Consider the following 24,259-nt stretch of genomic DNA (forward strand, 5'->3'; position numbering starts at 1 on the left):
CCCGTCATCAGGCGGCGCGGTTGCGCTGTTGGGGGAGCGTGTACCTGACGCGATTGTTGATGGCCTCGAATGTCACATTAATGGTTAGCTGGACCGGTGTTTCATCGACTCGATATTCAACAATTACATCTTTCAATTCACCACTGAAAACACCAGTGTCTTGATCAACGCTCAATTCCGCTTTTCCACTGACTTGCATGTAGATATTTGTAGAATTCTCATCGGTATCTATGAACGTGAGCCTGACAGTGGACGCATCAGGTGTCAGATCGTAAGTGCCATCAGCAGAACCTTTGGTGAAAGAAAGAATGATTTCTTTCGTAGCCGACCCCTGCTGACTGCGTTGACGGGCAAACATGCGGTAGGCCTCACCATGCGGTGGCTCGTATTGCTCCAGAGAGAGCTCAACCAATCCTGCCTTGAAATCCTCGGAGCTATTCAATTTTCCTTCGCAAACTCCAGCTCGGGCGGCCTGTCTGGTGTTGGGTTTTTTCATGATCATCAAGGTGGTCTCCATAGTCATCACAAAGTATCCCGCTCTATAAAGACTACTATCGGGATGAGTTATCAAACCGTTAATAGGTCTGGCTGTAAACTGTCAGAGTTGACAGTTTACAGTGGGTGATTTTTGTGCGTTATTTGGCGTGACACCTCAACGCCGGACATGGATCGTCTATATATTTTTTAATTTGTGCAAGCGGTTCAATTGGCGAGGAGTTGGTTGAGTCGTTGTCGTTTTAGTGGTGTATCCAGGTGTAGGCGGGTACGGGTTCCCAGCCATGCCCAACTTGTCAGGCATGGAAGAGAAACGCAAAAAAAATGATAGTCAACGTTAATACCCGCAGCTGCGCCCGCGCCGAGGGTGATGGCTAGAACGTTTGTGCAGGGATCAGTTGAACAGTCCCGCCGCGATGTTGATCGAAAACCCGAGAATGGCCGTGTTGAACAGAAAGCCGATCAGCGACTGCGCCAGGACAATCTTGCGCAAATCCCGAGTCGCCACGCCGACATCGGACGTCTGGACCGCCGCGCTGATGGTGAAAGAGAAATACAGGAAGTCCCAGTAGTTGGGCGTTGTCAGGCCTTCAGCAAAACGCAGAGCGGGGTCTTTGCCGCCCAAGGTGTAGAACAGACGGGCGTAGTGCACGCTGAAAATCACCCCGATCAGCAGCCATGAACCGATCACGGTCAATGCCGTAAAGCCGTAGTGCAACAGTTTGCGGGTCGTTTCCAGGTCCCTGCTGCCGGCCAGTTCAAAGGCGATGGTCGCCAGGCTCGCCAACGCGGCGATGCATACAACAAACAGCACCAGACCGGCGTTTTCGTCTTCGACCTCGGCAATGCGTTGCACATCCGGCGCTTTGGCTCGCATGGTGAGCCAGAGCATCAGCATCAGATAGGTCCAGACCCCGGTGTTCCAGCCGATGAGGATTTTGCTGATGATCGAGTCGGCCGGAGCCAGAATGCCCACCGCGACGCCAAGGGTGGCAGCGGCGGACAGGCGAGGGTGGGTGCGGGCGAGTAGAGGCATGGGAACTCGATGGGCCTGGGTGTCTAAACACCTTAGCCCAGGTTGTGACCACAACGATAATCCCTTGTAGGAGCGTGGCTTGCCCGCGAAGAGGCCGTCACATTCAACATTAATGTCGACTGACGCACCGCCTTCGCGGGCAAGCCTCGCTCCTACAGGGGATGTGTTGTGGCTTAGATGTTTTTGTGGCGCTTGCGCACCAGTTTCATCACGACGACGAAGAAGACTGGGACAAACACCACTGCCAGGGTCGCGGTGATCATCCCGCCGATCACGCCGGTGCCGATGGCTTGCTGGCTCGCCGAGCTGGCCCCGGTGGCAATCGCCAATGGCACCACGCCAAGGATGAATGCCAGTGACGTCATGACAATCGGCCGAAGGCGCAAGCGTGCGGCTTGCAGGGTGGCGTCGATCAGGTCGTGACCTTCGTCGTACAGGCTCTTGGCGAATTCGATGATCAGGATCGCGTTCTTCGCCGACAGGCCAATGATGGTGATCAGCCCGACCTTGAAGAACACATCGTTGGGCATTCCGCGCAACGTCACGGCCAGTACCGCGCCGAGCACACCCAGCGGCACCACCAGCAACACCGAGGTCGGAATCGACCAACTCTCATACAGCGCCGACAGGCACAGGAACACGATCAGCAACGAGAGCCCAAGCAGAATCGGTGCCTGACTGCCGGACAAACGTTCCTGCAACGACAGCCCGGTCCATTCCTGCCCCAATCCCGCCGGCCCTTGCGCCACCAATCGCTCGATTTCCGCCATGGCTTCGCCAGTGCTGTAGCCGGGCGCCGGTTCGCCGGAAATGCTGATGGCCGGGTAGCCGTTGTAACGGGTTAATTGCGCCGGGCCCTGGGTCCAGTTGGCCCGAACGAAAGCCGACAACGGCACCATGTTCTCGCCGTTGTTGCGCACGTGAATCTTCAGCAGGTCGTCGACCTGACTGCGCTGATCGCCTTCAGCCTGGACCACCACTCGCTGCATCCGTCCCTGATTGGGAAAGTCGTTGATGTAGGCCGACCCCACGGCGGTGGACAGCACGTTGCCGATGTCGGCAAACGAAATGCCCAAGGCGTTGGCTTGCTTGCGGTCGACTTCCAGTTGCACCTGCGGCGCTTCGGCCAGGGCGCTTTCGCGCACGTTCATCAAGACCGGGCTCTTCTCGGCGGCGGCCAGCAATTGGCTGCGCGCCTGCATCAGCGTGGCATGGCCAAGGCCGCCACGGTCTTGCAGGCGGAACTCGAAACCACTGGAAGTGCCGAGGCCATCGACCGGCGGCGGCAGGACCGCAAAGGCCATGGCATCCTTGATCTGACTGAGCGCGATGTTGGCGCGGTCGGCAATCGAACTCGCCGAGTCGTCGCTGCCCCGATCCGACCAATCCTTGAGCGTGGTAAACGCCAGTGCGGCGTTCTGCCCGCTGCCGGAGAAGCTGAAACCGAGAATCACCGTGCTGTCGCCGACGCCCGGTTCGGTGGCGTTGTGTGCTTCGATCTGCTCGACCACCTGCACCGTGCGATTCTTGCTCGCGCCCGGTGGAAGTTGAATGTCGGTAATGGTGTAACCCTGGTCTTCCACCGGCAGGAACGAGGAGGGCAGACGACTGAAGCACAGCCCCAGACCGATCAGCAGCACGCCGTAGATCAACAGGTAACGCCCGGTGCGTTTCAGTGCATAGGCGACCCAGCCCTGATAACGCTCGGTCAGTTGTTCGAAGCGCCGGTTGAACCAGCCGAAGAAGCCGCCCTTGGCGTGATGTTCACCCTGAGCAATTGGCTTGAGCAGCGTCGCACACAGCGCCGGGGTCAAGGTCAGGGCGAGGAACGCCGAGAACAGGATCGACGTGGCCATGGAGAGCGAGAACTGCTGGTAAATCACCCCGACCGAGCCCTGCATGAACGCCATCGGAATGAACACCGCCACCAGCACCAGGGTAATGCCGATGATCGCCCCGGTGATCTGCTTCATCGCCTTGCGCGTCGCGTCCTTGGGCGACAGGCCTTCGGTGGCCATGATCCGCTCGACGTTCTCCACCACCACAATCGCGTCGTCCACCAGAATGCCGATGGCCAGCACCATGCCGAACATGGTCAGCACGTTGATCGAGAAGCCCAGTGCGAGCATGGTCGCGAAAGTGCCCATCAGTGCGACTGGCACCACCAGGGTCGGGATCAGCGTGTAGCGGATGTTTTGCAGGAACAGGAACATCACCGCAAACACCAGCACCATCGCCTCGATGAGGGTGTAGACCACCTTGGTAATCGAGACTTTGACGAAGGGCGAAGTGTCGTACGGAATCTTGTATTCCACGCCGGCCGGGAAGTAGCGCGCCAGTTCGTCCATCTTCGCCCGTACCAGCGTCGCGGTGCTCAGGGCATTGGCGCCTGGCGACAGTTGCACGCTGACGGCGGTCGACGGTTTGCCGTTCAGGCGCGTGGAGAATTGATATTCCTGGCTGCCGATCTCCACCCGCGCGACATCGCGGATGCGCACGGTTGAACCGTCCGGATTGGCTTTGAGCACGATGTCGGCGAATTCTTCAGGCGTCGACAACTGACCTTTGACCAGAATGGTCGCGGTGATTTCCTGGGTGGTGCGGGTCGGCAAATCGCCGATGCTGCCCGCGGAAACCTGAGCGTTTTGCGCAACGATGGCGGCGTTGACGTCGGCCGGGGTCAGGTTGAATCCGATCAACTTGCGCGGATCGATCCAGATCCGCATCGCCCGTTCGGCACCGTACAACTGGGCCTTGCCGACGCCGTCCAGACGCTTGATCTCGTTCATCACGTTGCGCGCCAGGTAGTCGCTGAGCGCCACGTCGTCGAGCTTGCCATCGCTGGAGGTGAGGGTGATCAGCAGCAGGAAACCGGCGGAGACTTTCTCCACCTGCAAGCCTTGCTGAGTCACCGCTTGCGGCAAGCGCGACTCGACTACTTTGAGGCGGTTTTGCACGTCGACCTGCGCCATTTCCGGGTCAGTGCCTGGTTGGAAAGTCGCGGTGATGGTGGCACTGCCGAGGCTGCTCTGGGATTCGAAATACAGCAGATGGTCGGCGCCGTTGAGCTCTTCCTCGATCAGGCTGACCACGCTTTCGTCCACGGTCTGCGCCGATGCGCCGGGGTAGGTGGCATAGATTTCGACTTTCGGCGGTGCAACGTTCGGGTACTGCGCCACCGGCAACTGCACAATGGCCAGCGCACCGGCCAGCAGGATGAACAAGGCGATCACCCAGGCGAACACCGGGCGGTCGATAAAGAACTGCGGCATAAAAAGCGTCCTGCTTACTGACCAGAAACCTGGGCAAGGGGAAGAGGGGTGTTATCGATCTGGACTTTTTCACCGGGGCGCGCATGTTGCAGGCCTTCAGTGACAATGCGGTCGCCGGGCTTGAGGCCATGGGTGACGATCCAGCGATCGTTCTGCACTGCGCCCAGTTCGACCGCTTGCTGGCCGACCCGCTGTTCGGCATCGAGCAGCAGCACTTGGGCGATGCCGGCGCTGTCACGCTGGACGGCCCGTTGCGGCACGCTGATGCCTTGCTGATTGAACGCTTGCTCCAGACGCACGCGAACGAAGCTGCCCGGCAGCAAGTCGAGGTCCGGGTTGGGGAACTCGCTGCGCAGAATGATCTGGCCGGTGCCCGGGTCGACCGTGATGTCGGTGAACAGCAACTTGCCCGGTAGCGGGTAGAGGCTGCCGTCGTCCTGAATCAAGGTGGCTTTGGCCTGGCCCTGGCCCACTTCCTTTAACTGGCCGGAACGGAACGCGCGGCGCAGGTCGTTGAGTTCACGGGTCGATTGCGTCAGGTCAGCGTGGATCGGGTTCAACTGCTGAATCAGTGCCAGCGGCGTGGTTTCGTTCTGCCCGACCAGCGCGCCTTCGGTCACCAGCGCTCGGCCGATGCGTCCGGAAATCGGCGCGGTAACGGTGGCATAACCCAGGTTCAGTTTCGCCCGCTCCACGGCGGCTTTGTTGGCGGCGACATCGGCGGCGGTCTGCCGGGCATTGGCCCGGGCGTTGTCATAATCCTGACCGCTGATGGCGTTGCCTTCGATCAACTGGGCGTAGCGCTGTTCTTGCAATCTGGCCTGGAATGCATTGGCCTCGGCCTTGCGCAGTGCGGCTTCGGCGCTGTCCAGGTCGGCCTTGAACGGCGCCGGGTCGATACGGAAGAGAACGTCGCCTTTTTTTACGTCGCTGCCTTCACGGAAGGCCTGCTGCAACACCACGCCGGCGACTCGGGCGCGCACTTCGGCGATGCGTGGCGCGACAATCCGCCCGCTCAGCTCGCTGCTGATCGACAGCGGCCGGGCTTCGACGGTTTCAACCCGCACGGTGGCCAGCGGCGCCTGTTCTTCGGCGGTCGAGGACTGATCACAAGCACTCAGCGTCAACGCCAGTGCAATCAGGCTGAGCCGGGCAAGCAGATTCTTTGACATGTAAATACCCCAATATTGACCCCCGTATCCTACGGGGGGGCGACGAGGGTAGCGGTGAAGCTTTGTAGGTGCTGTGTGAAATTGTGTAAGGGTTTTGCTCATGGGCGTGTGAGGGCGTATATCCTTGGCGACTTGATTCCGTTTTGCGACTGTTATGCCGCCTTCGCGAGCAAGCCCGCTCCCACATGGGATCTATGTCGCACTGAAGATCAAATGTGGGAGCGGGCTTGCTCGCGAAGAGGCCCTGACAGGCGCCACTGCACTTTCTGGAAACACCCCCATGCCCAACATCCTCCTGGTCGAAGACGACTCTGCGCTCTCCGAACTGATTGCCAGCTACCTGGAACGCAACGGCTATTGCGTCAGTGTGATCAGCCGTGGCGATCATGTGCGCGAACGGGCGCGGCTCAATCCTCCGGACCTGGTGATTCTCGATCTGATGCTGCCGGGGCTCGACGGTTTGCAGGTCTGCCGCTTGCTGCGAGCCGATTCGGCGACTTTGCCGATCCTGATGCTCACCGCCCGCGATGACAGCCACGATCAGGTGCTGGGCCTGGAAATGGGCGCCGACGACTACGTCACCAAACCTTGCGAACCACGGGTGTTGCTGGCCCGGGTGCGCACCTTGCTGCGCCGCAGCAGCCTCAGCGAACCGATGACCGCCAACGATCGCATTCTCATGGGCAATCTGTGCATCGACCTGTCCGAGCGCACCGTGACCTGGCGCGAGCAACTGGTCGAGCTGTCCAGCGGTGAATACAACTTGCTGGTGGTGCTGGCCCGGCATGCCGGCGAAGTACTGAGCCGCGACCAGATTCTGCAACGCTTGCGCGGTATCGAATTCAACGGCACCGACCGCTCGGTGGATGTGGCCATCTCCAAGCTGCGGCGCAAGTTCGACGACCACGCTGGCGAGGCGCGCAAGATCAAAACCGTGTGGGGCAAGGGCTACCTGTTCAGCCGCTCTGAGTGGGAATGCTGAGTCGATGTTCAGAATCCTGTTTCGCCTCTATCTGGTGACTATCGTCTCGTTCAGCGCGGCGATCTACCTGGTGCCGGATCTGGTAATCCAGGTTTTCCATGAGCGTTTTGTCACCTACAACCTCGACTACTCCCGAGGTTTGCAAACGCTGATCGTCAAGCAGTTTCGCGCGGTGCCTATTGAGCAGTGGCCGGCGCTGGCAGACGAAATGGACAAGGAATTCCAGCCGCTGGACATTGTGCTGGGCCGTAACGATGACGCCGAATTTACTCTGGATGAACGTGCGCGCTTGCAGCGCGGGGAAAACGTCGTGCGCATCGGCGATTGGGGCTGGCGCACCTTGGCCGTGGCGCCGTTGAGCGAGCAACTGGTCGTGAAGATGGTCGTGCCGCCGGACCCGACGGACGTCAGTTGGTTGTACTGGAGCATCAACGTGCTGATCGGCGCGACCATGCTCGCCTGTCTGTTGCTGTGGTTGCGCCCGCACTGGCGCGACCTGGAACGCCTCAAAGGCACCGCCGAACGCTTCGGCAAGGGCCACTTGAGCGAGCGCACGCAGATTTCCCCCAGCTCCAACATCGGCAGCCTGGCCAATGTTTTCGACACCATGGCCGGCGACATCGAAAACTTGCTCAACCAACAGCGCGATCTGCTCAACGCCGTGTCCCATGAGTTGCGCACGCCACTGACGCGGCTGGATTTCGGCCTGGCCTTGGCACTGTCCGATGACTTGCCGGCCACCAGCCGCGAACGTCTGCAAGGCTTGGTCGCGCACATTCGCGAACTGGATGAACTGGTGCTGGAGTTACTGTCTTACAGCCGCTTGCAAAACCCGGGGCGGCTGCCGGAACAGGTCGACGTGTCGCTGGATGAGTTCATCGACAGCATTTTGGGCAGCGTCGATGAAGAACTTGAGTCACCGGAGATCGTCATTGATGTGCTGCTTAACGGCCAGCTCGAACGCTTCTCTCTGGACCCGCGACTGACCGCCCGGGCGATCCAGAACCTGCTGCGCAATGCGATGCGCTATTGCGAAAAACGGATTCAGATCGGTGTGCAGGTGTGCCCCAAAGGCTGTGAGATCTGGGTGGATGACGATGGCATCGGCATTCCGGAAGAAGAGCGGGAGCGGATTTTCGAGCCGTTTTATCGGCTGGACCGCAGCCGGGATCGCGCCACTGGCGGGTTTGGTCTGGGCCTGGCAATCAGCCGCCGGGCACTGGAAGCACAGAGCGGCACACTCACCGCGCAAGCTTCGCCGCTGGGGGGCGCGCGGTTTCGGTTGTGGTTACCGACTCCGGTTTAAAGGTCCTCTTTCAGACGATTCGCGTTTACGGTTTTACTCGATCCAAAGGCAGGAGCTGCCGAAGGCTGCGATCTTTTGATCTTGTTCTTTTAAAAGCAAGATCAAAAGATCGCAGCCTTCGGCAGCTCCTACAGATCAACCAAGTATTTCGGTTGATAGAATCAACCCGACCCCAGCCACCTGCATCCGGTCAGTTGCCGCCGCCAGCGATCCATCCAGATCAATCGCCCGACACGCATCCATTACCACAAACGCATTGAATCCCGCTGCCCGCGCGTCCAGCGCAGAAAACATCACGCAAAAATCCAGTGCCAGCCCGACCATGTAAACCGTGTCGATGCCGCGTTCTTTAAGATACCCGGCCAAGCCTGTGGTCGTGGTTCGATCCGCCTCCAGAAACGCCGAATAGCTATCGATGTCCGGATTGCAGCCCTTGCGAATGATCAGTTGGGCGTGGGGCAGGTCCAGTTCCGCGTGGAACTCGGCGCCGGGTGTGGCCCGTACGCAATGCTCAGGCCAAAGCGTTTGTTCACCGTAAGGCAACTGAATCACGTCGTAGGGTTTGCGCCCCGGGTGGCTGGAAGCGAATGAGGCATGGCCGGGCGGATGCCAGTCCTGGGCAATGATGACCTGCTTGAACTGGCGCCCGAGCTGGTTGATCAAGGGCACGATCAGGTCACCCTCCGGCACCGGCAGTTGACCACCGGGAATGAAGTCGTTCTGTACGTCGATAACCAGCAAGGCTGCTCGTGAAGAGATTGGCATGGGCGGGTTCCTCCTTGGAAAGTCCGGTGCAAGCATAGTGACAAGTTTGCTCGTGTGCTAAGTCGGTTTCTCAATAATTTCGGTGGTGCGGCCAATCGCGAGCGGGGGATTTGTGAACGCCCAGGATCCAATGTGGGAGTGAGCCTGCTCGCGATGAGGTCAGCCCAGACGCTAAAGAACCTGAAACCAGTCCCGCATTTGGCCGAACCGCTGCCTTACTGCCGGCACGGATGCCTTGTTATAGTTCGGCCTCATTTCCTGCCCCGGTAAAGGATCACTGCCATGTCTCAATACACTGCCTTCAGCGTCGAACTGGCCGATAACATCGCCCATGTGCAGATCAATCGCCCGGAAAAGATCAATTCGATGAACGCCGCGTTCTGGAGCGAGATCATCGAAATTTTCCGGTGGATCGACGATACCGATGAAGTCCGGGTGGTGGTACTCAGTGGCGCCGGCAAGCATTTTTCTTCGGGCATCGACCTGATGATGATGGCCGGTATGCTCAATGAGTTGGGCAAGGACGTCAGCCGCAATGCACGGCTGCTCCGACGAACGATCCTCACGCTGCAAGCGTCCTTCAATGCCGTCGACAACTGCCGCAAACCGGTGCTGGCGGCGATTCAGGGTTATTGCCTGGGCGGCGCCATCGACCTGATCTCGGCCTGCGACATGCGTTACGCCGCCGAGGACGCGCAATTTTCCATCAAGGAAATCGACATCGGCATGGCAGCCGATGTAGGCACTTTGCAACGCTTGCCACGGATAATCGGTGACGGCATGCTGCGTGAACTGGCTTACACTGGTCGCACCTTTGGCGCCGACGAAGCGCGCAACATCGGCCTGGTCAATCGCGTCTACAGCGATGCCGCCAGCCTGCTTGAAGGCGTGATGGGCATTGCCCGCGAGATCGCCGGCAAGTCGCCGATCGCTATCACCGGCACCAAAGAGATGATCAGCTACATGCGCGACCATCGCATCGACGACGGCCTCGAATACGTCGCCACCTGGAACGCCGCCATGGTGCAATCCACCGATCTGCGCGTGGCCATGGCCGCCCATATGAGCAAACAGAAACCCGAATTTCTGGATTGATTAACCATGATTTCACGCTGGACCACCGCAGTACTGGACACCGATCAACCCGGCGGTTGGGCCGTGGCGCGCAGCCCCGAAGGCTTTTTGTTCGATGACAATGGCGCGCTGTTTCCACGGGAATGGCTCAAGCGTCAGGACCTGTCGATTCTCGCCGAGCATGGCATCGGCCACCTGGATGGCGAACCGGTCTACCTGCTGGAGCTGCGCAGTCACAGCGAAGTACCGGGTTGCAACTGGAAAGGCCTGCGAGCGTTCATGCTTGAGGGTGATCACACCGTCTACAAGGTGCTCGGCTACGCCGCACAAATCGGTACCTGGGCCCGTGAACATCGTTTTTGTGGCAATTGCGGGCAGGTGATGAGCCAAGTGCCGCGTGAGCGGGCGATGTACTGTGAGCCGTGTGATATACGCCACTATCCGCGCATTTCACCGAGCATGATCGTGCTGGTGACCCGTGGCGACGAGGTTCTGCTGGCTCGTTCTCCGCGTTTTGTCGCCGGGGTCTACAGTACGTTGGCGGGGTTTGCCGAGCCGGGTGAGTCGGCCGAGGACTGCCTGATTCGCGAGGTCCGCGAAGAGGTGCAGATCGAGGTCAAGAACATCCAGTACATGGGCAGTCAATGCTGGCCGTTCCCGCATTCGATGATGCTCGGTTTTCACGCCGAGTACGCCGGTGGCGAGATTGTCTGTCAGGAAGATGAGATCGAAGACGCCCAGTGGTTCAACGTGCACGAGCTGCCGCCGTTGCCGGCGTCTCGCTCGATTGCCCGTTACCTCATCGATGTCTATGTGGCGCGGCGCTTAGGCCACGCTGAACCAGTGCTGCCAGGCTAACCGGACGGTCAGGCCGAGCACCACGGTGATGAACACCGGGCGAATGAATTTCGCACCGCCGCTGATGGCGGTGCGCGCGCCGAAGAAGGCGCCGACCATCACCGACAGGCCCATGCTCAGGCCGATGATCCAGTCCACCTGCCCGGAAAATATGAACACCGACAGCGCTGCGATGTTGCTGACGAAGTTCATGCTGCGTGCCACGCCGCTGGCCTTGACCAGGTCGATGGGGTAGAGCAGCAGGCTGCTGACGGTCCAGAACGCACCCGTTCCCGGGCCGGCGACGCCGTCGTAGAAACCGAGGCTGAAGCCCTGGCTCGATTGCCACTTCTTCTTGATCGGTGCGTCGCTGTCCAGCGGCGCCTTTGGTGTGCCGCCGAACAACAGGTACAGACCGCAGGCGAAAACGATCACCGGCAGCATCTTGTTCAGCCATTCCGCCGGCAGGTAATGAGCGACCACAGCACCGGTGAGTGCGCCCACCAGCGTACCGACAATGGCGTGCATCCATTGCCGTGGATGAAACAGTTTGCGCCGGTAGAAAGTGAAACTGGCGGTGGCCGAGCCGAAGGTCGAACTGAGCTTGTTGGTGCCCAGCACCAGGTGCGGCGGCAGGCCGGCGGTCAGCAGCGCCGGGGTGGTCAACAGACCGCCACCGCCAGCGATGGCGTCGATGAAACCGGCGATGAAAGCGACGAGAGCCAGAACGGCCAGGGTAGTGAGGTCAACGCTGAGTTCGAAAGGCATGAAATGGGCTTATTCGGCAGGGCGCAGAAGATGGGCTGCGGGGAAGGCCGGTATCTTACCCATAAAGTTATCCTGATACAGCCGATCGTTCCCGCGTCTTACGTGGGAATGCCGGTATGGACGCTCCGCGTGCGCTTCGGATGTGACGCGGAGCGTCATGGGATGCATTCCCACGCGGAGCGTGGGAACGATCATCGAGGTGAGGTGAAGTTACAGGCCCAGATCGGACAAGCCCGGGTGATCATCCGGTCGGCGGCCCAGCGGCCAGTGGAACTTGCGGTCGCTTTCCTTGATCGGCATGTCGTTGATGCAGGCGTAACGGTTGAACATCAAGCCGTTCTCGTCGAACTCCCAGTTCTCGTTACCGTAGGAGCGGAACCAGTTACCCGAATCGTCATGCCATTCGTAGGCATAACGCACAGCGATACGGTTGTCGCCATGGGCCCAGAGTTCCTTGATCAGCCGGTAGTCCAGTTCCTTGGCCCATTTACGGGCCAGAAAATTTTTGGCTTCTTCGCGGTTGTGAGCGAACTCGGCGCGGTTACGCCATTGGGTGTCCAGGGTGTAGGCCAGGGACACCCGTTCCGGGTCGCGGGAGTTCCAGCCATCTTCGGCCAGGCGAACTTTTTCGATGGCCGATTCACGGGTAAACGGCGGCAATGGCGGACGAACTTCGGCAGTAGACATATTAAGTCTCCCTATCAAATTAACGTTCTAGCAAGTTGTCGGGCTTATTAAAGAGTGTTACAGGTCCAATAACTTTCGCGCCATGCATTGCGCATTATCGGCGGCACTGTGATCACCCATCACAAGCGCTACGGTAATGGCACCGTCGATCAGGATCAGCAGCTGTTTGGCCAGCGTCTCCGGGTCTGTTGCGCCATGTTCGGTACAGAGCTCGCACACATAGTCGAGCAGTTTCTGTTTGTGGTCTTTGGCGACCAGGCGAACCGGGTCTTGCGCATCGCCGGTTTCGCCGCTGGTGTTAATGAATGCGCAACCGCGAAAGCCTTCGGAGTCGAACCAGGTCCTGAGCACGGTAAACAGGTTGAGCAGCCGCTCGGCCGGGGTTTGTGCCTTGCCGACTTCCGTTCGGTACCAATGCATCCAGCGCACATCGCGGCGTTGCAGAGCCGCGACGGTAAGCTCCTCCTTGTTGGCGAAGTAGCGGTAAATACTTTTTCTGGAAACGCCGGCGGTTTTCACCAGAAGATCCATGCCGGTGGCCGCGATGCCACTTTTGTAGATCAACTTTTCGGTGACATCCAGAATGATGTCGCGTGTGTCGTTGCTAGTGATTTCGTTCATGTGACCAACAGTAGAATGATCGTTCTCCTTGGTCAAGCGGTTATTTTTGGCGCCCATAAAATTGCCATCGCGAGCAGGCTCGCTTCCACATTTGAAATGTATTCCCCTGTGGGAGCGAGCCTGCTCGCGATAGGGTCTTTACAGACACTAACAAGACCCAAGGCAATCCATGGTGTAAGCTCTCGGGTTCTTCGGATTCGACCCTTTGCGAGCCCTATGCCGTCGCTTTTCAAACGCTCTCTGCTGCCTAAACTGCGCAGTTTTCCGCTGACCGCCGATGCCGTCACCATCCTCTCTGGCGCCGCCGAGTTCCGTCGTTGCCTGCTGGAACAAATCGCTCAGGCAACCCGGCGCATCTATATCGTCGCGCTGTACCTGCAACAGGATGAGGCCGGGCAGGAAATCCTCGATGCCCTGCACGCCGCCAAACTGGCGCGCCCGGAACTGGACGTGGTGGTTGTCGTGGACTGGTTGCGCGCCCAGCGCGGTTTGATCGGTGCCGGCAAGCAGCCGGGCAACGCGGCCTGGTATCAGGAAACGACCCGCACCCACGAAAGCGTTGTGCCGGTGTACGGCGTGCCGGTGCAGACCCGCGAGCTGTTCGGCGTGCTGCATTTGAAGGGTTTCGTGATCGACGATTGCGTGCTCTACAGCGGCGCGAGCCTGAACAACGTTTACCTGCACAAATTCGACAAGTACCGCTTCGATCGCTATCACCTGCTGCAGAATCAAGCACTGGCAGATTCGATGCAGCATTTGATTCAGCACGGTCTGATCGCCTCCAAAGCGGTGCATCGCCTCGACCTGCCGAACCTGCCGACCACCCGCAGCCTGCGTAACGACATCGGTGACTTGCGCAGCCGTCTCAAGCACGCGGCATACGACACCACGGCGGGCAGCACGGCGAAGGGCGGTTTATCCGTCAGCCCCTTGCTCGGTGTGGGCAAGAACAACCCGTTGAGCCGGGTGATTTGCGAGCTGATCGCCAGTGCGCAACATCAGCTGACCATCTGCACGCCGTACTTCAACCTGCCGCTGGCGGTGACCCGGGAAATCAATCGGGCGCTGGCGCGGGGGGTGAAGATCGACATCATCGTCGGCGACAAAACCGCCAACGATTTCTACATTCCGCCGAGCGAGCCGTTCAAGGTGATCGCGGCGCTGCCATACCTTTACGAGATCAGCCTGCGGCGCTTCGCCAAGCGTCATCAGCGCAGCATCGACAGTGGCAAGCTGAACCTGCATTTGTGGAAGGATGGCGATAACACCTATCACCTGAAGGGGATGTGGATCGATCAGCGCTACACCTTGCTGACCGGCAACAACCTCAACCCGCGTGCATTCCGTCTCGACCTGGAAAACGCGCTGCTGATCGATGATCCGAAAGGTGAATTGCTGGAGCCGCGTGATAAAGAGCTGGCGGAGATTTTCCAGCACATCCGCCGCATCGAGCGGTATCAGGATCTGGAAACGCTGCCGGATTATCCGGCGGGAGTGGCCAAGTTTCTCAAGCGTGTCAGCCGGGTACGGATCGAGCGGTTGTTGTATCGGATTTTGTGAGGTTCAACCCGGCGTCGAAGGTGTGTCGCCGGTAATAATGCCTTCGCGAGCAAGCCCGCTCCCACAGTGAGCCATGTGTCGGTCACACAATCGTGCATCGACTCAAATCCACTGTGGGAGCGGGCTTGCTCGCGAAAGCGGTGTGTCAGGCGACATCAATGTTGACTGTTATGGCCCCTTCGCGAGCAAGCCCGCTCCCACAGGGATCTAGGCTGCCCACAGGGATCTGCGCCGGGCTGTGGTGGCTGCGCTAATATGCTCACCACTCAAACAAGAACAAGGCTCGCCTCGGTCAATGTCGGAAAAAGACACCATATCCATTCAACTGGTGCGTGAAGCGCTGTTGCAAAGTTGTGCCCCGGGCGCGGCCACCGAAGAGGTGTTGAACAAGGTCGGCATCGATCCTGTGCTGCTGCAAACCACCGACGCCCGCGTTCCGGCCACTGCTTATGCAAGGCTGTGGCGCTTGTTGGCCCGGCGCGGGGACGATGAGTTTTTTGGCATGGACCCGCGCAAACTCAAGTCCGGCAGTCTGGAGTTCCTGTGTCGCTGCTCGATGGTTCAGCCAAGCCTGGCCGCCGGGCTGACCTCGGGGCTGAGCTTTCTGTCGTTGATGCTCGAGCGCATGCCCGCGCAACTGGTTCGCCAGCAAAGCCTGGCGGAAATCGTTCTGCTGGAGGATGACGAAGACCCGCGCCGCGCCTTTACCTATTTCACTTACTGGATGATCGTGCATGGCGTGGCCTGTTGGTTGGCGGGGCGGCGGATACCGATCCTGGCCATTGAGTTGCGTTGCCCGGCGCCGGATTTTTGCGATGACTACCGGGTGATGTTCTCCGAGAACCTGCGGTTCGACCGGCCGCGCACGCGGATGATTTTCTCCGCTGACTGCCTGGATTTGCCGATCAAGCGCAGCCCTGAAGAACTGAAGCGATTCCTCGCCCATGCGCCGGCGAACATTCTGGTCAAATACCGCGATCCCGAGAGCCTGGCCAGCCGGATCAAACACGATCTGCGGCAACTGCCCGCCGAACACTGGCCGGAAACCGAGGCGCTGGCGCAGCAACTGTGCATGTCGGCCTCGACCCTGCGTAGGCGTCTGGCTGAAGAGGGCCAGACGTATCAGGGGCTCAAGGACAGTGTGCGCAAGGAACTGGCGATCGTCTGGCTGGCGGAGCCTGCCATCAGCTTCACCGAAATCGCCACCCGCTTGGGATTTGCCGATACCAGCTCGTTCTACAAGGCGTTTCGCAAGTGGTCGGGGTCTAATCCGGGGCATTATCGGAGTTTGATTCTTAACGAGGCTGATTGATCGATCGTTCCCACGCTCTGCGTGGGAATGCCTCAATGGACGCTCTGCGTCCGCTTCTGGGACGCGGAGCGTCCCGGGCTGCATTCCCACGCGGAGCGTGGGAATGAGGTAAGTAGTGACCTTGGCCAAACCAGTCACACAACTTGATAGCTTTGACCATTGTCCCGCTCCCCGCGCAGAGCGAGTATTTCCCTGTTGTTTACGGTTCCCCCCAACCTAATAAAAACACACAGGGATTCTGGCAATGCGCGATTACTTGTCTGCCAAGTCACAGTTCAATTATCAGCACACCGTCGATGCCGCGCTCACAGGGTCGTTGAGCGCGCTCAATGCCTGCGTCGAGTGTTGCGACCGGCATGCCTTGCCGGGGCGCATCGCGCTGTTTTGGGAAGGCCGCGATGGCAGCAGCGCGACCTACACCTTCAGCGACTTGCAGGACAAAGCCGCGCGCTTCGCCAATTTCCTGCTGGCCCAGGGTGTGAAGAAGGGCGATAAAGTCGCCGGCCTCCTGCCACGCAACATCGAATTACTGATCACCGTGTTCGCCACTTGGCGCATCGGCGCGGTCTATCAACCGCTGTTTACCGCCTTCGGCCCGAAAGCCATCGAACATCGCCTCAACAGCTCCGGCGCCGCAGTCGTAGTAACCGACGCCGTCAATCGCCCGAAACTGGCCGAAGTGGCCGACTGCCCGACCATCGTCACCGTCGGCGGCCCGAAAGGCCAAGGTATTGTTCGGGGTGATTTCAGTTTCTGGGCCGAACTGGCCAACTACTCCAGCGTCTGCGAACCGGTATTACTGACCGGCGAAGACCCGTTCCTGTTGATGTTCACCTCGGGCACCACCGGCCCGTCGAAAGCGCTGTCGGTGCCGCTCAAGGCGATCGTCGCGTTCCAGAGTTACACCCGTGACGCGGTAGACCTGCGCCCCGAAGACGCGTTCTGGAACGTCGCCGATCCGGGTTGGGCCTACGGCATCTATTTTGGCGTCACCGGACCGATGGCGATGGGGCACCCGATCACCTTTTACGATGGCCCGTTCACCCTCGAAAGCACCTGTCGGGTGATCAACAAATACGGGATCACCAACCTCACTGGTTCGCCCACTGCCTATCGCTTGCTGATTGCCGGTGGCGATGAATTCTCCCGCTCGATCAAGGGCAAGCTGCGCATCGTCAGCAGCGCCGGCGAGCCGCTGAACCCGGAAGTGATCCGCTGGTTCGCCGATAATCTCGGCGTGGTGATTCATGACCATTACGGCCAGACCGAACTGGGCATGGTGTTGTGCAATCACCATGGCCTCGATCATCCGGTGCACGTCGGCGCTGCCGGTTTCGCCTCGCCGGGCCACCGCATCGTGGTGCTCGACGACGAATACAAAGAACTGGGCGTCGGCCAGCCCGGCATTCTGGCCATCGACCGGACCCAGTCGCCGATGTGCTGGTTCGGCGGCTACGAAGGCGCGCCGACCAAGGCGTTCGTCGGCAACTATTACCTGAGCGGTGACACCGTCGAGTGGAACCCGGACGGCAGCATCAGCTTCGTCGGCCGCAGTGACGATGTGATCACCACCTCCGGCTACCGCGTTGGCCCGTTCGACGTCGAAAGCGCGTTGGTCGAACACCCGGCAGTGGTCGAAGCGGCGGTGATCGGCAAGCCCGATCCGGAGCGTACCGAGCTGGTGAAAGCCTTCGTCGTGCTCAGCCCGCAATACCGTGCCGAACCTGCGCTCGCCGAAGAGCTGCGCCAACACGTGCGCAAGCGTCTGGCGGCGCACGCGTACCCCCGTGAAATTGAATTTGTCAGCGAATTGCCGAAAACCCCAAGCGGCAAACTGCAGCGCTTTATCTTGCGCAACCAGGAAATCGCCAAGGCTCAAGAGGCCGCCGCGAAGAACGTTTCAGCTTGAATCCAAGGAAACAATGATGCAGATCGAAAACAAGGTTTTTCTCGTCACCGGCGGTGCATCCGGCCTCGGTGCCGCCACCGCTGAAATGCTGATCGCTGCCGGCGCCAAGGTGATGCTGGTGGACATGAACGCCGAAGCCGTCGCGGCCCAGGCTGCACGTCTGGGCGCACAAAGCGTGGTGGCGGACATCAGCAATGAAACGGCGGCGCAAGCGGCGGTGCAGGCGACGGTCAAAGCGTTTGGCGGCCTCAATGGTCTGGTCAATTGCGCTGGCATCGTCCGTGGCGAGAAGATCCTCGGCAAGAACGGTCCTCATGCGCTGGACAGTTTTAGCCAGGTGATCAACGTCAACCTGATCGGCAGCTTCAACATGCTGCGTCTGGCGGCCGCGGCGATTGCCGAAACCGAAGCTGACGAAGACGGTGAGCGTGGCGTGATCATCAACACCGCGTCGGCCGCGGCCTTCGACGGCCAGATCGGTCAGGCCGCGTATTCGGCTTCGAAAGGTGCGATCGTCAGCCTGACCTTGCCCGCCGCCCGTGAACTGGCGCGCTTCGGCATCCGCGTGATGACCATCGCCCCGGGCATTTTCGAAACGCCGATGATGGCCGGCATGACCCCGGAAGTGCGCGAGTCTCTGGCCGCTGGCGTGCCGTTCCCGCCGCGTCTGGGCAAGCCGGGCGAGTACGCCGCGCTGGTCAGGCATATCATAGAAAACAGCATGCTCAACGGCGAGGTGATCCGTCTCGACGGTGCCTTGCGCATGGCCGCTAAATAAGGAAGATTAGACATGACACTTTCCAACGATCCGATTGTTATTGTCAGTGCAGTCCGCACCCCGATGGGCGGTTTCCAGGGCGAACTGAAGAGCCTGACCGCACCGCAGCTGGGCGCTGCAGCGATTCGTGCTGCCGTCGAACGCGCCGGTGTCGCCCCTGAATCCGTAGAAGAAGTGCTGTTCGGCTGCGTGCTCTCCGCCGGCCTCGGCCAGGCCCCGGCGCGGCAAGCGGCACTGGGCGCCGGGCTGGATAAGTCGACCCGTTGCACGACACTGAACAAGATGTGCGGCTCGGGCATGGAAGCCACGATTCTGGCTCACGACATGCTGATCGCCGGCAGTGCCGACGTGGTAGTCGCTGGCGGGATGGAAAGCATGTCCAACGCTCCATTCCTGCTGGACCGCGCCCGCAGTGGTTACCGCATGGGCCATGGCCGGGTGCTCGATCACATGTTCCTCGATGGCCTGGAGGATGCCTACGACAAGGGCCGCCTGATGGGCACCTTTGCCGAGGATTGCGCTGAAACCAACGGCTTTACCCGTGAAGCTCAGGACGCCTTTGCCATCGCTTCGACCACCCGCGCGCAACAGGCGATCAAGGACGGCAGCTTCAACGCCGAGATCGTGCCGCTCACCGTGACCGTCGGCAAAGAGCAGGTGCTGATCAGCCATGACGAACAGCCGCCGAAAGCCAAACTGGACAAGATCGCCTCGCTGAAACCGGCGTTCCGTGACGGTGGCACCGTGACTGCGGCGAACTCCAGTTCGATCTCCGACGGCGCGGCGGCACTGGTGTTGATGCGCCGTTCCGAAGCAGAAAAGCAAGGCCTGAAACCGCTGGCGGTGATTCATGGTCACGCTGCATTTGCCGACACGCCGGGGCTGTTCCCGGTGGCACCGGTGGGCGCGATCAAGAAGCTGATGAAGAAAACCGGCTGGTCCCTGGACGAAGTCGAGTTGTTCGAAGTCAACGAAGCGTTCGCGGTGGTGAGTCTGGTGACCATGACCAAACTGGAAATCCCCCACGAGAAGATCAACGTTCACGGCGGTGCTTGCGCCCTGGGCCACCCGATCGGTGCGTCCGGCGCGCGGATCCTCGTGACCTTGCTCTCGGCCTTGCGCCAGAAAGGTCTGAAACGCGGCGTTGCAGCGATCTGCATCGGCGGCGGCGAAGCCACGGCCATGGCTGTGGAATGCCTGTACTGAAACTGACGCTATCCCATTGTGGGAGCGGGCTTGCTCGCGAAGAGGCCGGGTCAATCGACATCAATGTTGAATGACACACCGCTTTCGCGAGCAAGCCCGCTCCCACAGGTTCAGCGTTTCAACCAGGCATTTTGTGCGTTAGGCTCATTTTTAAGGACTTGGCATGATTCCCAATGACGAACAACTTCAGATCAGCGACGCGGCCCGGCAGTTTGCCCAGGAACGGCTGAAACCGTTCGCCGCCGAATGGGACCGCGAACATCGCTTCCCCAAGGAAGCCATCGGCGAGATGGCCGACCTTGGCTTTTTCGGCATGCTGGTGCCGGAGCAGTGGGGTGGTTGTGACACCGGTTACCTGGCCTACGCCATGGCGCTGGAAGAAATTGCTGCGGGCGATGGCGCCTGCTCGACCATCATGAGCGTGCACAACTCGGTGGGTTGCGTGCCGATCCTCAAGTTCGGCAACGACGAGCAGAAAGAACGCTTCCTCAAGCCGCTGGCCAGCGGCGCGATGCTCGGTGCGTTTGCCCTGACCGAACCGCAAGCCGGCTCCGACGCCAGCAGCCTGAAAACCCGCGCCCGGCTCGACGGCGATCACTACGTGCTCAACGGCTGCAAGCAGTTCATCACCTCCGGGCAGAACGCCGGGGTGGTGATCGTGTTTGCGGTGACTGATCCGAGTGCCGGCAAGCGTGGGATCACAGCGCTGATCGTGCCGACCGATTCGCCGGGTTATAAAGTCGCGCGAGTCGAAGACAAACTCGGTCAGCATGCCTCCGACACCTGCCAGATCCTCTTCGAGGATGTGAAAGTCCCGGTGGCCAATCGACTGGGCGAGGAGGGCGAAGGCTACAAGATCGCCCTGGCCAACCTCGAAGGCGGCCGTGTCGGCATCGCCTCGCAATCGGTGGGCATGGCCCGCGCCGCGTTCGAAGCAGCCCGCGACTACGCTCGTGAACGCGAGAGCTTCGGCAAGCCGATCATCGAACATCAGGCAGTGGCGTTCCGGCTGGCGGACATGGCGACCCAGATCGCCGTGGCCCGGCAGATGGTGCATTACGCGGCGGCATTGCGCGACAGCGGTAAACCGGCGCTGGTCGAAGCGTCCATGGCCAAGCTGTTCGCTTCAGAAATGGCCGAGAAGGTTTGCTCCTCAGCGTTGCAAACCCTTGGCGGTTACGGTTACCTGAACGACTTCCCGCTGGAGCGGATCTACCGCGACGTGCGGGTGTGCCAGATCTACGAAGGCACCAGCGATATTCAGCGCATGGTCATTTCGCGCAATCTTTGAGAAGGAATCCACCGATGAACTACGAAACAATTTTGCTGGAAACCCACGGCCGCGTCGGCCTGATCACCCTCAACCGTCCGCAAGCCTTGAACGCGTTGAATGCACAAATTGTCAGCGAATTGAACCACGCCCTCGATGGCCTGGAAGCCGATTCGAACATTGGTTGCATCGTGCTGACCGGCTCGAAAAAAGCCTTCGCCGCCGGTGCCGACATCAAGGAAATGGCCGAGCTGACGTATCCGCAGATCTACCTCGATGACCTGTTCAGCGACAGCGATCGCGTGGCCAACCGCCGCAAGCCGATCATCGCCGCGGTCAACGGTTTCGCCTTGGGCGGTGGTTGTGAACTGGCGTTGATGTGCGACTTCATTCTGGCGGGCGACAACGCCAAATTCGGTCAGCCGGAAATCAACCTCGGTGTGTTGCCGGGCATGGGCGGCACCCAGCGCCTGACTCGCGCGGTGGGCAAGGCCAAGGCCATGGAAATGTGCCTGAGCGGGCGTTTGATCGATGCGGTGGAAGCGGAGCGTTGCGGCATTGTTGCGCGGATTGTTCCGGCTGATGAGTTGCTGGAAGAAGCGCTGAAAGTCGCGGCACTGATTGCCAAGAAATCGCTGCCGATTGCGATGATGGTCAAGGAAAGCGTCAACCGCGCCTTTGAAGTCAGCCTGTCGGAAGGCGTGCGTTTTGAGCGTCGGGTGTTCCATGCGGCATTTGCGACGCAGGATCAGAAGGAAGGGATGGCGGCGTTTATTGCCAAGCGTGAGGCGGAGTTCGTCGGCAAGTAACCCACACTGATCGTTCCCACGCTCTGCGTGGGAATGCCTCAACGGACGCTCCGCGTTCGGCTTTTGATGGGACGCGGAGCGTCCCGGGCTGCATTCCCACGCGGAGCGTGGGAACGATCATGTCTGCGGCGACTCTCTAGACCAGGTAGTGCTTGAGCTCCCGGGCAATCACCATCCGCTGTATCTCGCTCGACCCTTCATAAATCTGCGTGATCCGCGCATCCCGGTAGTAACGCTCCACCGGGTAATCTTCCAGATACCCATACCCGCCATGAATCTGTATCGCCGACGAGCAGACCTTCTCGGCCATTTCCGAGGCAAACAGCTTGGCCTGTGAAGCCTCCGACAGACACGGCTTGCCGGCACTGCGCAACCGTGCGGCGTGCAGGATCAGCAAGCGTGCGGCGTTCAGTCGGGTGTGCATGTCGGCCAGCATATTGGCGATGCTTTGGTGCTCGATGATCGGCTTGTCGAACTGCACCCGATCCCGCGCGTAAGCCAGCGCTGCTTCGAACGCTGCCCGGGCGATGCCCAAGGCTTGCGCGGCGATGCCGATGCGGCCGCCTTCGAGGTTGGAGAGGGCGATGGCCAAGCCTTTGCCGCGTTCGCCCAGCAGGTTGGCCTCGGGAACGGTGCAATTGTTCAGGGTCACGGCGCAGGTGTCGGAAGCGCGGATGCCCATCTTGTGTTCACTGCGGTCGACGATGAAACCCGCGGTTTCGGTCGGCACCAGGAACGCCGAGATGCCGCGCTTGCCCAGCTCCGGATCGGTCACGGCAAACACGATCGCCAGTTTCGCCCGTTTGCCGTTGCTGACGAATTGCTTGGCGCCATTGATCACCCACTGGCCGTCGCGCAGTTCGGCGCGGGTGCGCAGGTTATGCGCTTCGGAACCGGCCTGGGGTTCGGTGAGGCAGAAGCAACCGATAGCCTGGCCGCTGGCGAGGTCCGGCAACCATTGCTGTTTCTGTTCTTCGGTACCGTAGTTGAGCACCGGCCCGCAGCCCACGGAGTTGTGGATGCTCATCAGCGCACCGGTGGCGCCGTCACCGGCGGAAATCTCTTCCACCGCCAAGGCGTAGGCGACGTAGTCGACATAAGTGCCGCCCCATTCCTCGGGCACCACCATGCCCAGCAGACCCAGTTCACCCATCTTCGCCACCAGACCGTCATCGATCCAGCCGGCCTTTTCCCAGGCTTGTGCATGGGGCGCGATTTCGCCGCGGGCAAAATCCCGGGCCATGTCGCGGATCATCACTTGCTCTTCGCTCAATTCGATATCGTGCATGGCTCAGCTCCCGCTGTGGTCGAACCCGGTGAAAAAACTCGCCACGTGCCCGGCGTCCAGTGCCTGCAGAGTCGGCGGATTCCAGCGCGGGTTCTTGTCTTTGTCGATCAGCAAGGCGCGCACGCCTTCGATCAGGTCGCCGCGTTCGAACCACTGGCGATCCAGGTGCAGTTCGAGGGCGAAGCACTGTTCCAGGCTCAGGTGCCGACCGCGCCGCAGCATTTCCAGGGTCACGCCCATGGCCAGCGGTGAACGGCTTTCCAGCAGGTCGGCGGTGGCCGTGGCCCACTCGTGGCTGTCGGCGACGGTCACTTCACGCAGTTGTTCCACCATACTCGGCACATCGGGCAGGGCGAAGAAGTGATCGATGGCCGGCCGCAATGCCGCTAATGGTGCCGCCGGAAGTTGTTGCACGGCGAGTTTCGCCAGCAGACCTTGAAGGTCCTTCAACGGAGTTTCGTGCCATTGGAGGTGATCGAGTTGCTCGTCCAGCGCGCCCAGGCTGGCGCTTTCCAGGTACCAGTCGGCCAGGCCGCAATAGAGCGCATCGGCGGCACGAATCTGCACGCCGCTGACCCCGAGATAAATGCCCAGCTCACCGGGGATGCGCGGCAGGAAGTAACTGCCGCCAACGTCCGGGAAATAACCGATAGCCACTTCCGGCATCGCCAGACGGCTGCGCTCGGTGACCACCCGCAAATCGGCGCCTTGCACCAGCCCCATGCCACCGCCCAGCACAAAGCCGTCCATCAAGGCCAGGACCGGTTTGCGATAGTGATGGATGGCGAGGTCGAGGGCGTATTCCTCGACGAAGAAGTCTTCGTGCAGGGTATCGCCGCTTTTGAAACTGTCGTACAGCGAGCGAATATCGCCGCCGGCACAGAAAGCTTTCTCACCAGTGCCGCGCAACACCACCGCGTGCACCTGCGGATCTGCGGCCCATGCGTCGAGTTGCTGTTGCAGGCTGCGAACCATGTCCAGGGTAATGGCGTTGAGGCCGGCGGGGCGATTGAGGGTCAGGTGACCGATGTGATTGCGAACCTCGGCCAACACTTCGTTTTGCGTGGCATCCATGGGCTGTGTTGTCGGGGATGAAACCTGAGCAGTCATCA

Annotated in this window: 21 protein-coding genes; 11 read left to right on the forward strand and 10 right to left on the reverse strand. The window is 60.3% G+C overall.

Annotation, left to right across the window (positions count from 1 at the left end):
• Positions 1 to 7: 7 nt before the first annotated feature.
• The 4 genes from IB250_RS03385 to IB250_RS03400 form a co-directional block, all read right to left on the reverse strand.
• Positions 8 to 523: a hypothetical protein gene (locus IB250_RS03385; RefSeq protein ID WP_192342974.1), complete on the reverse strand. Its 516-nt coding sequence runs from the start codon at positions 521 to 523 to the stop codon at positions 8 to 10.
• A 366-nt stretch (positions 524 to 889) separates the two neighbouring features.
• Positions 890 to 1,531: a DUF1345 domain-containing protein gene (locus IB250_RS03390; protein ID WP_192342975.1), complete on the reverse strand. Its 642-nt coding sequence runs from the start codon at positions 1,529 to 1,531 to the stop codon at positions 890 to 892.
• A 173-nt stretch (positions 1,532 to 1,704) separates the two neighbouring features.
• Entirely contained in the window at positions 1,705 to 4,803 is a 3,099-nt protein-coding gene (locus IB250_RS03395; protein WP_192342976.1) for an efflux RND transporter permease subunit, read from the reverse strand.
• 14 nt (positions 4,804 to 4,817) lie between these two features.
• A complete protein-coding gene (locus tag IB250_RS03400; protein ID WP_192342977.1) occupies positions 4,818 to 5,975 on the reverse strand; it encodes an efflux RND transporter periplasmic adaptor subunit in 1,158 nt (385 codons plus the stop codon).
• 280 nt (positions 5,976 to 6,255) lie between these two features.
• Here IB250_RS03400 and IB250_RS03405 point away from each other — a divergent pair, with 280 nt between their 5' ends.
• Positions 6,256 to 6,957, forward strand: coding sequence for a response regulator transcription factor (locus IB250_RS03405; protein WP_007900125.1), 702 nt, complete (start codon positions 6,256 to 6,258; stop codon positions 6,955 to 6,957).
• Positions 6,958 to 6,961: 4 nt separating this feature from the next.
• The gene (locus IB250_RS03410) at positions 6,962 to 8,263 is read left to right on the forward strand and encodes an ATP-binding protein (RefSeq protein WP_192342978.1); all 1,302 of its coding nucleotides are present in this window, start codon (positions 6,962 to 6,964) and stop codon (positions 8,261 to 8,263) included.
• A 135-nt stretch (positions 8,264 to 8,398) separates the two neighbouring features.
• Here the strand turns inward: IB250_RS03410 and pncA are convergent, their stop codons facing one another.
• Entirely contained in the window at positions 8,399 to 9,028 is a 630-nt protein-coding gene (gene pncA / locus IB250_RS03415) for a bifunctional nicotinamidase/pyrazinamidase (protein ID WP_192342979.1), read from the reverse strand.
• A 282-nt stretch (positions 9,029 to 9,310) separates the two neighbouring features.
• On the opposite strand from pncA, the gene IB250_RS03420 reads away from it, so the two are divergent.
• Positions 9,311 to 10,123: a crotonase/enoyl-CoA hydratase family protein gene (locus IB250_RS03420; RefSeq protein WP_192342980.1), complete on the forward strand. Its 813-nt coding sequence runs from the start codon at positions 9,311 to 9,313 to the stop codon at positions 10,121 to 10,123.
• Positions 10,124 to 10,129: 6 nt separating this feature from the next.
• The gene (gene nudC / locus IB250_RS03425) at positions 10,130 to 10,960 is read left to right on the forward strand and encodes an NAD(+) diphosphatase (RefSeq protein ID WP_123497031.1); all 831 of its coding nucleotides are present in this window, start codon (positions 10,130 to 10,132) and stop codon (positions 10,958 to 10,960) included.
• Here the strand turns inward: nudC and IB250_RS03430 are convergent.
• The 3 genes from IB250_RS03430 to IB250_RS03440 all read right to left on the reverse strand — a co-directional run bounded on the left by IB250_RS03430 (position 10,928) and on the right by IB250_RS03440 (position 13,015).
• Positions 10,928 to 11,707 carry a TSUP family transporter gene (locus IB250_RS03430; RefSeq protein WP_095631017.1) on the reverse strand — a complete coding sequence of 260 codons (780 nt, stop codon included), beginning with the start codon at positions 11,705 to 11,707 and terminating at the stop codon, positions 10,928 to 10,930. The two genes, nudC and IB250_RS03430, sit on opposite strands and share 33 nt — an antisense overlap.
• Before the next feature lie 210 nt (positions 11,708 to 11,917).
• Positions 11,918 to 12,394 (reverse strand): DUF1348 family protein, encoded by a 477-nt coding sequence (locus IB250_RS03435; protein ID WP_123497029.1) that lies wholly within the window; start codon positions 12,392 to 12,394, stop codon positions 11,918 to 11,920.
• A gap of 57 nt (positions 12,395 to 12,451) precedes the next feature.
• Positions 12,452 to 13,015: a TetR/AcrR family transcriptional regulator gene (locus IB250_RS03440; RefSeq protein WP_192342981.1), complete on the reverse strand. Its 564-nt coding sequence runs from the start codon at positions 13,013 to 13,015 to the stop codon at positions 12,452 to 12,454.
• A 216-nt stretch (positions 13,016 to 13,231) separates the two neighbouring features.
• Between IB250_RS03440 and pssA the strand changes: the two genes are divergently transcribed.
• The 7 genes from pssA (at position 13,232) to IB250_RS03475 (ending at position 21,859) form a co-directional block, all read left to right on the forward strand.
• Positions 13,232 to 14,575, forward strand: a complete 1,344-nt coding sequence (pssA, locus tag IB250_RS03445; RefSeq protein ID WP_192342982.1) for a CDP-diacylglycerol--serine O-phosphatidyltransferase — start codon at positions 13,232 to 13,234, stop codon at positions 14,573 to 14,575.
• Between the two features lie 295 nt (positions 14,576 to 14,870).
• Positions 14,871 to 15,887: an AraC family transcriptional regulator gene (locus IB250_RS03450; protein WP_192342983.1), complete on the forward strand. Its 1,017-nt coding sequence runs from the start codon at positions 14,871 to 14,873 to the stop codon at positions 15,885 to 15,887.
• A 244-nt stretch (positions 15,888 to 16,131) separates the two neighbouring features.
• Complete coding sequence (locus IB250_RS03455; RefSeq protein ID WP_192342984.1) at positions 16,132 to 17,796, forward strand: AMP-binding protein; 1,665 nt, start codon at positions 16,132 to 16,134, stop codon at positions 17,794 to 17,796.
• 16 nt (positions 17,797 to 17,812) lie between these two features.
• The gene (locus IB250_RS03460; protein ID WP_192342985.1) at positions 17,813 to 18,574 is read left to right on the forward strand and encodes an SDR family NAD(P)-dependent oxidoreductase; all 762 of its coding nucleotides are present in this window, start codon (positions 17,813 to 17,815) and stop codon (positions 18,572 to 18,574) included.
• A gap of 12 nt (positions 18,575 to 18,586) precedes the next feature.
• Positions 18,587 to 19,780, forward strand: a complete 1,194-nt coding sequence (locus tag IB250_RS03465) for an acetyl-CoA C-acyltransferase (RefSeq protein ID WP_192342986.1) — start codon at positions 18,587 to 18,589, stop codon at positions 19,778 to 19,780.
• Between the two features lie 163 nt (positions 19,781 to 19,943).
• The gene (locus IB250_RS03470; protein WP_095634009.1) at positions 19,944 to 21,071 is read left to right on the forward strand and encodes an acyl-CoA dehydrogenase; all 1,128 of its coding nucleotides are present in this window, start codon (positions 19,944 to 19,946) and stop codon (positions 21,069 to 21,071) included.
• 14 nt (positions 21,072 to 21,085) lie between these two features.
• The gene (locus tag IB250_RS03475) at positions 21,086 to 21,859 is read left to right on the forward strand and encodes an enoyl-CoA hydratase (protein ID WP_192342987.1); all 774 of its coding nucleotides are present in this window, start codon (positions 21,086 to 21,088) and stop codon (positions 21,857 to 21,859) included.
• Between the two features lie 136 nt (positions 21,860 to 21,995).
• On the opposite strand, the gene IB250_RS03480 is transcribed toward IB250_RS03475, so the two are convergent.
• Together IB250_RS03480 and IB250_RS03485 are read right to left on the reverse strand one after the other, a co-directional pair.
• Positions 21,996 to 23,147 (reverse strand): acyl-CoA dehydrogenase family protein, encoded by a 1,152-nt coding sequence (locus tag IB250_RS03480; RefSeq protein ID WP_063343595.1) that lies wholly within the window; start codon positions 23,145 to 23,147, stop codon positions 21,996 to 21,998.
• A gap of 3 nt (positions 23,148 to 23,150) precedes the next feature.
• Entirely contained in the window at positions 23,151 to 24,257 is a 1,107-nt protein-coding gene (locus IB250_RS03485) for an enoyl-CoA hydratase/isomerase family protein (RefSeq protein WP_192342988.1), read from the reverse strand.
• Positions 24,258 to 24,259: the final 2 nt, after the last annotated feature.

Source organism: Pseudomonas sp. PDM09 (genome assembly GCF_014852305.1).
Lineage (GTDB): Bacteria > Pseudomonadota > Gammaproteobacteria > Pseudomonadales > Pseudomonadaceae > Aquipseudomonas.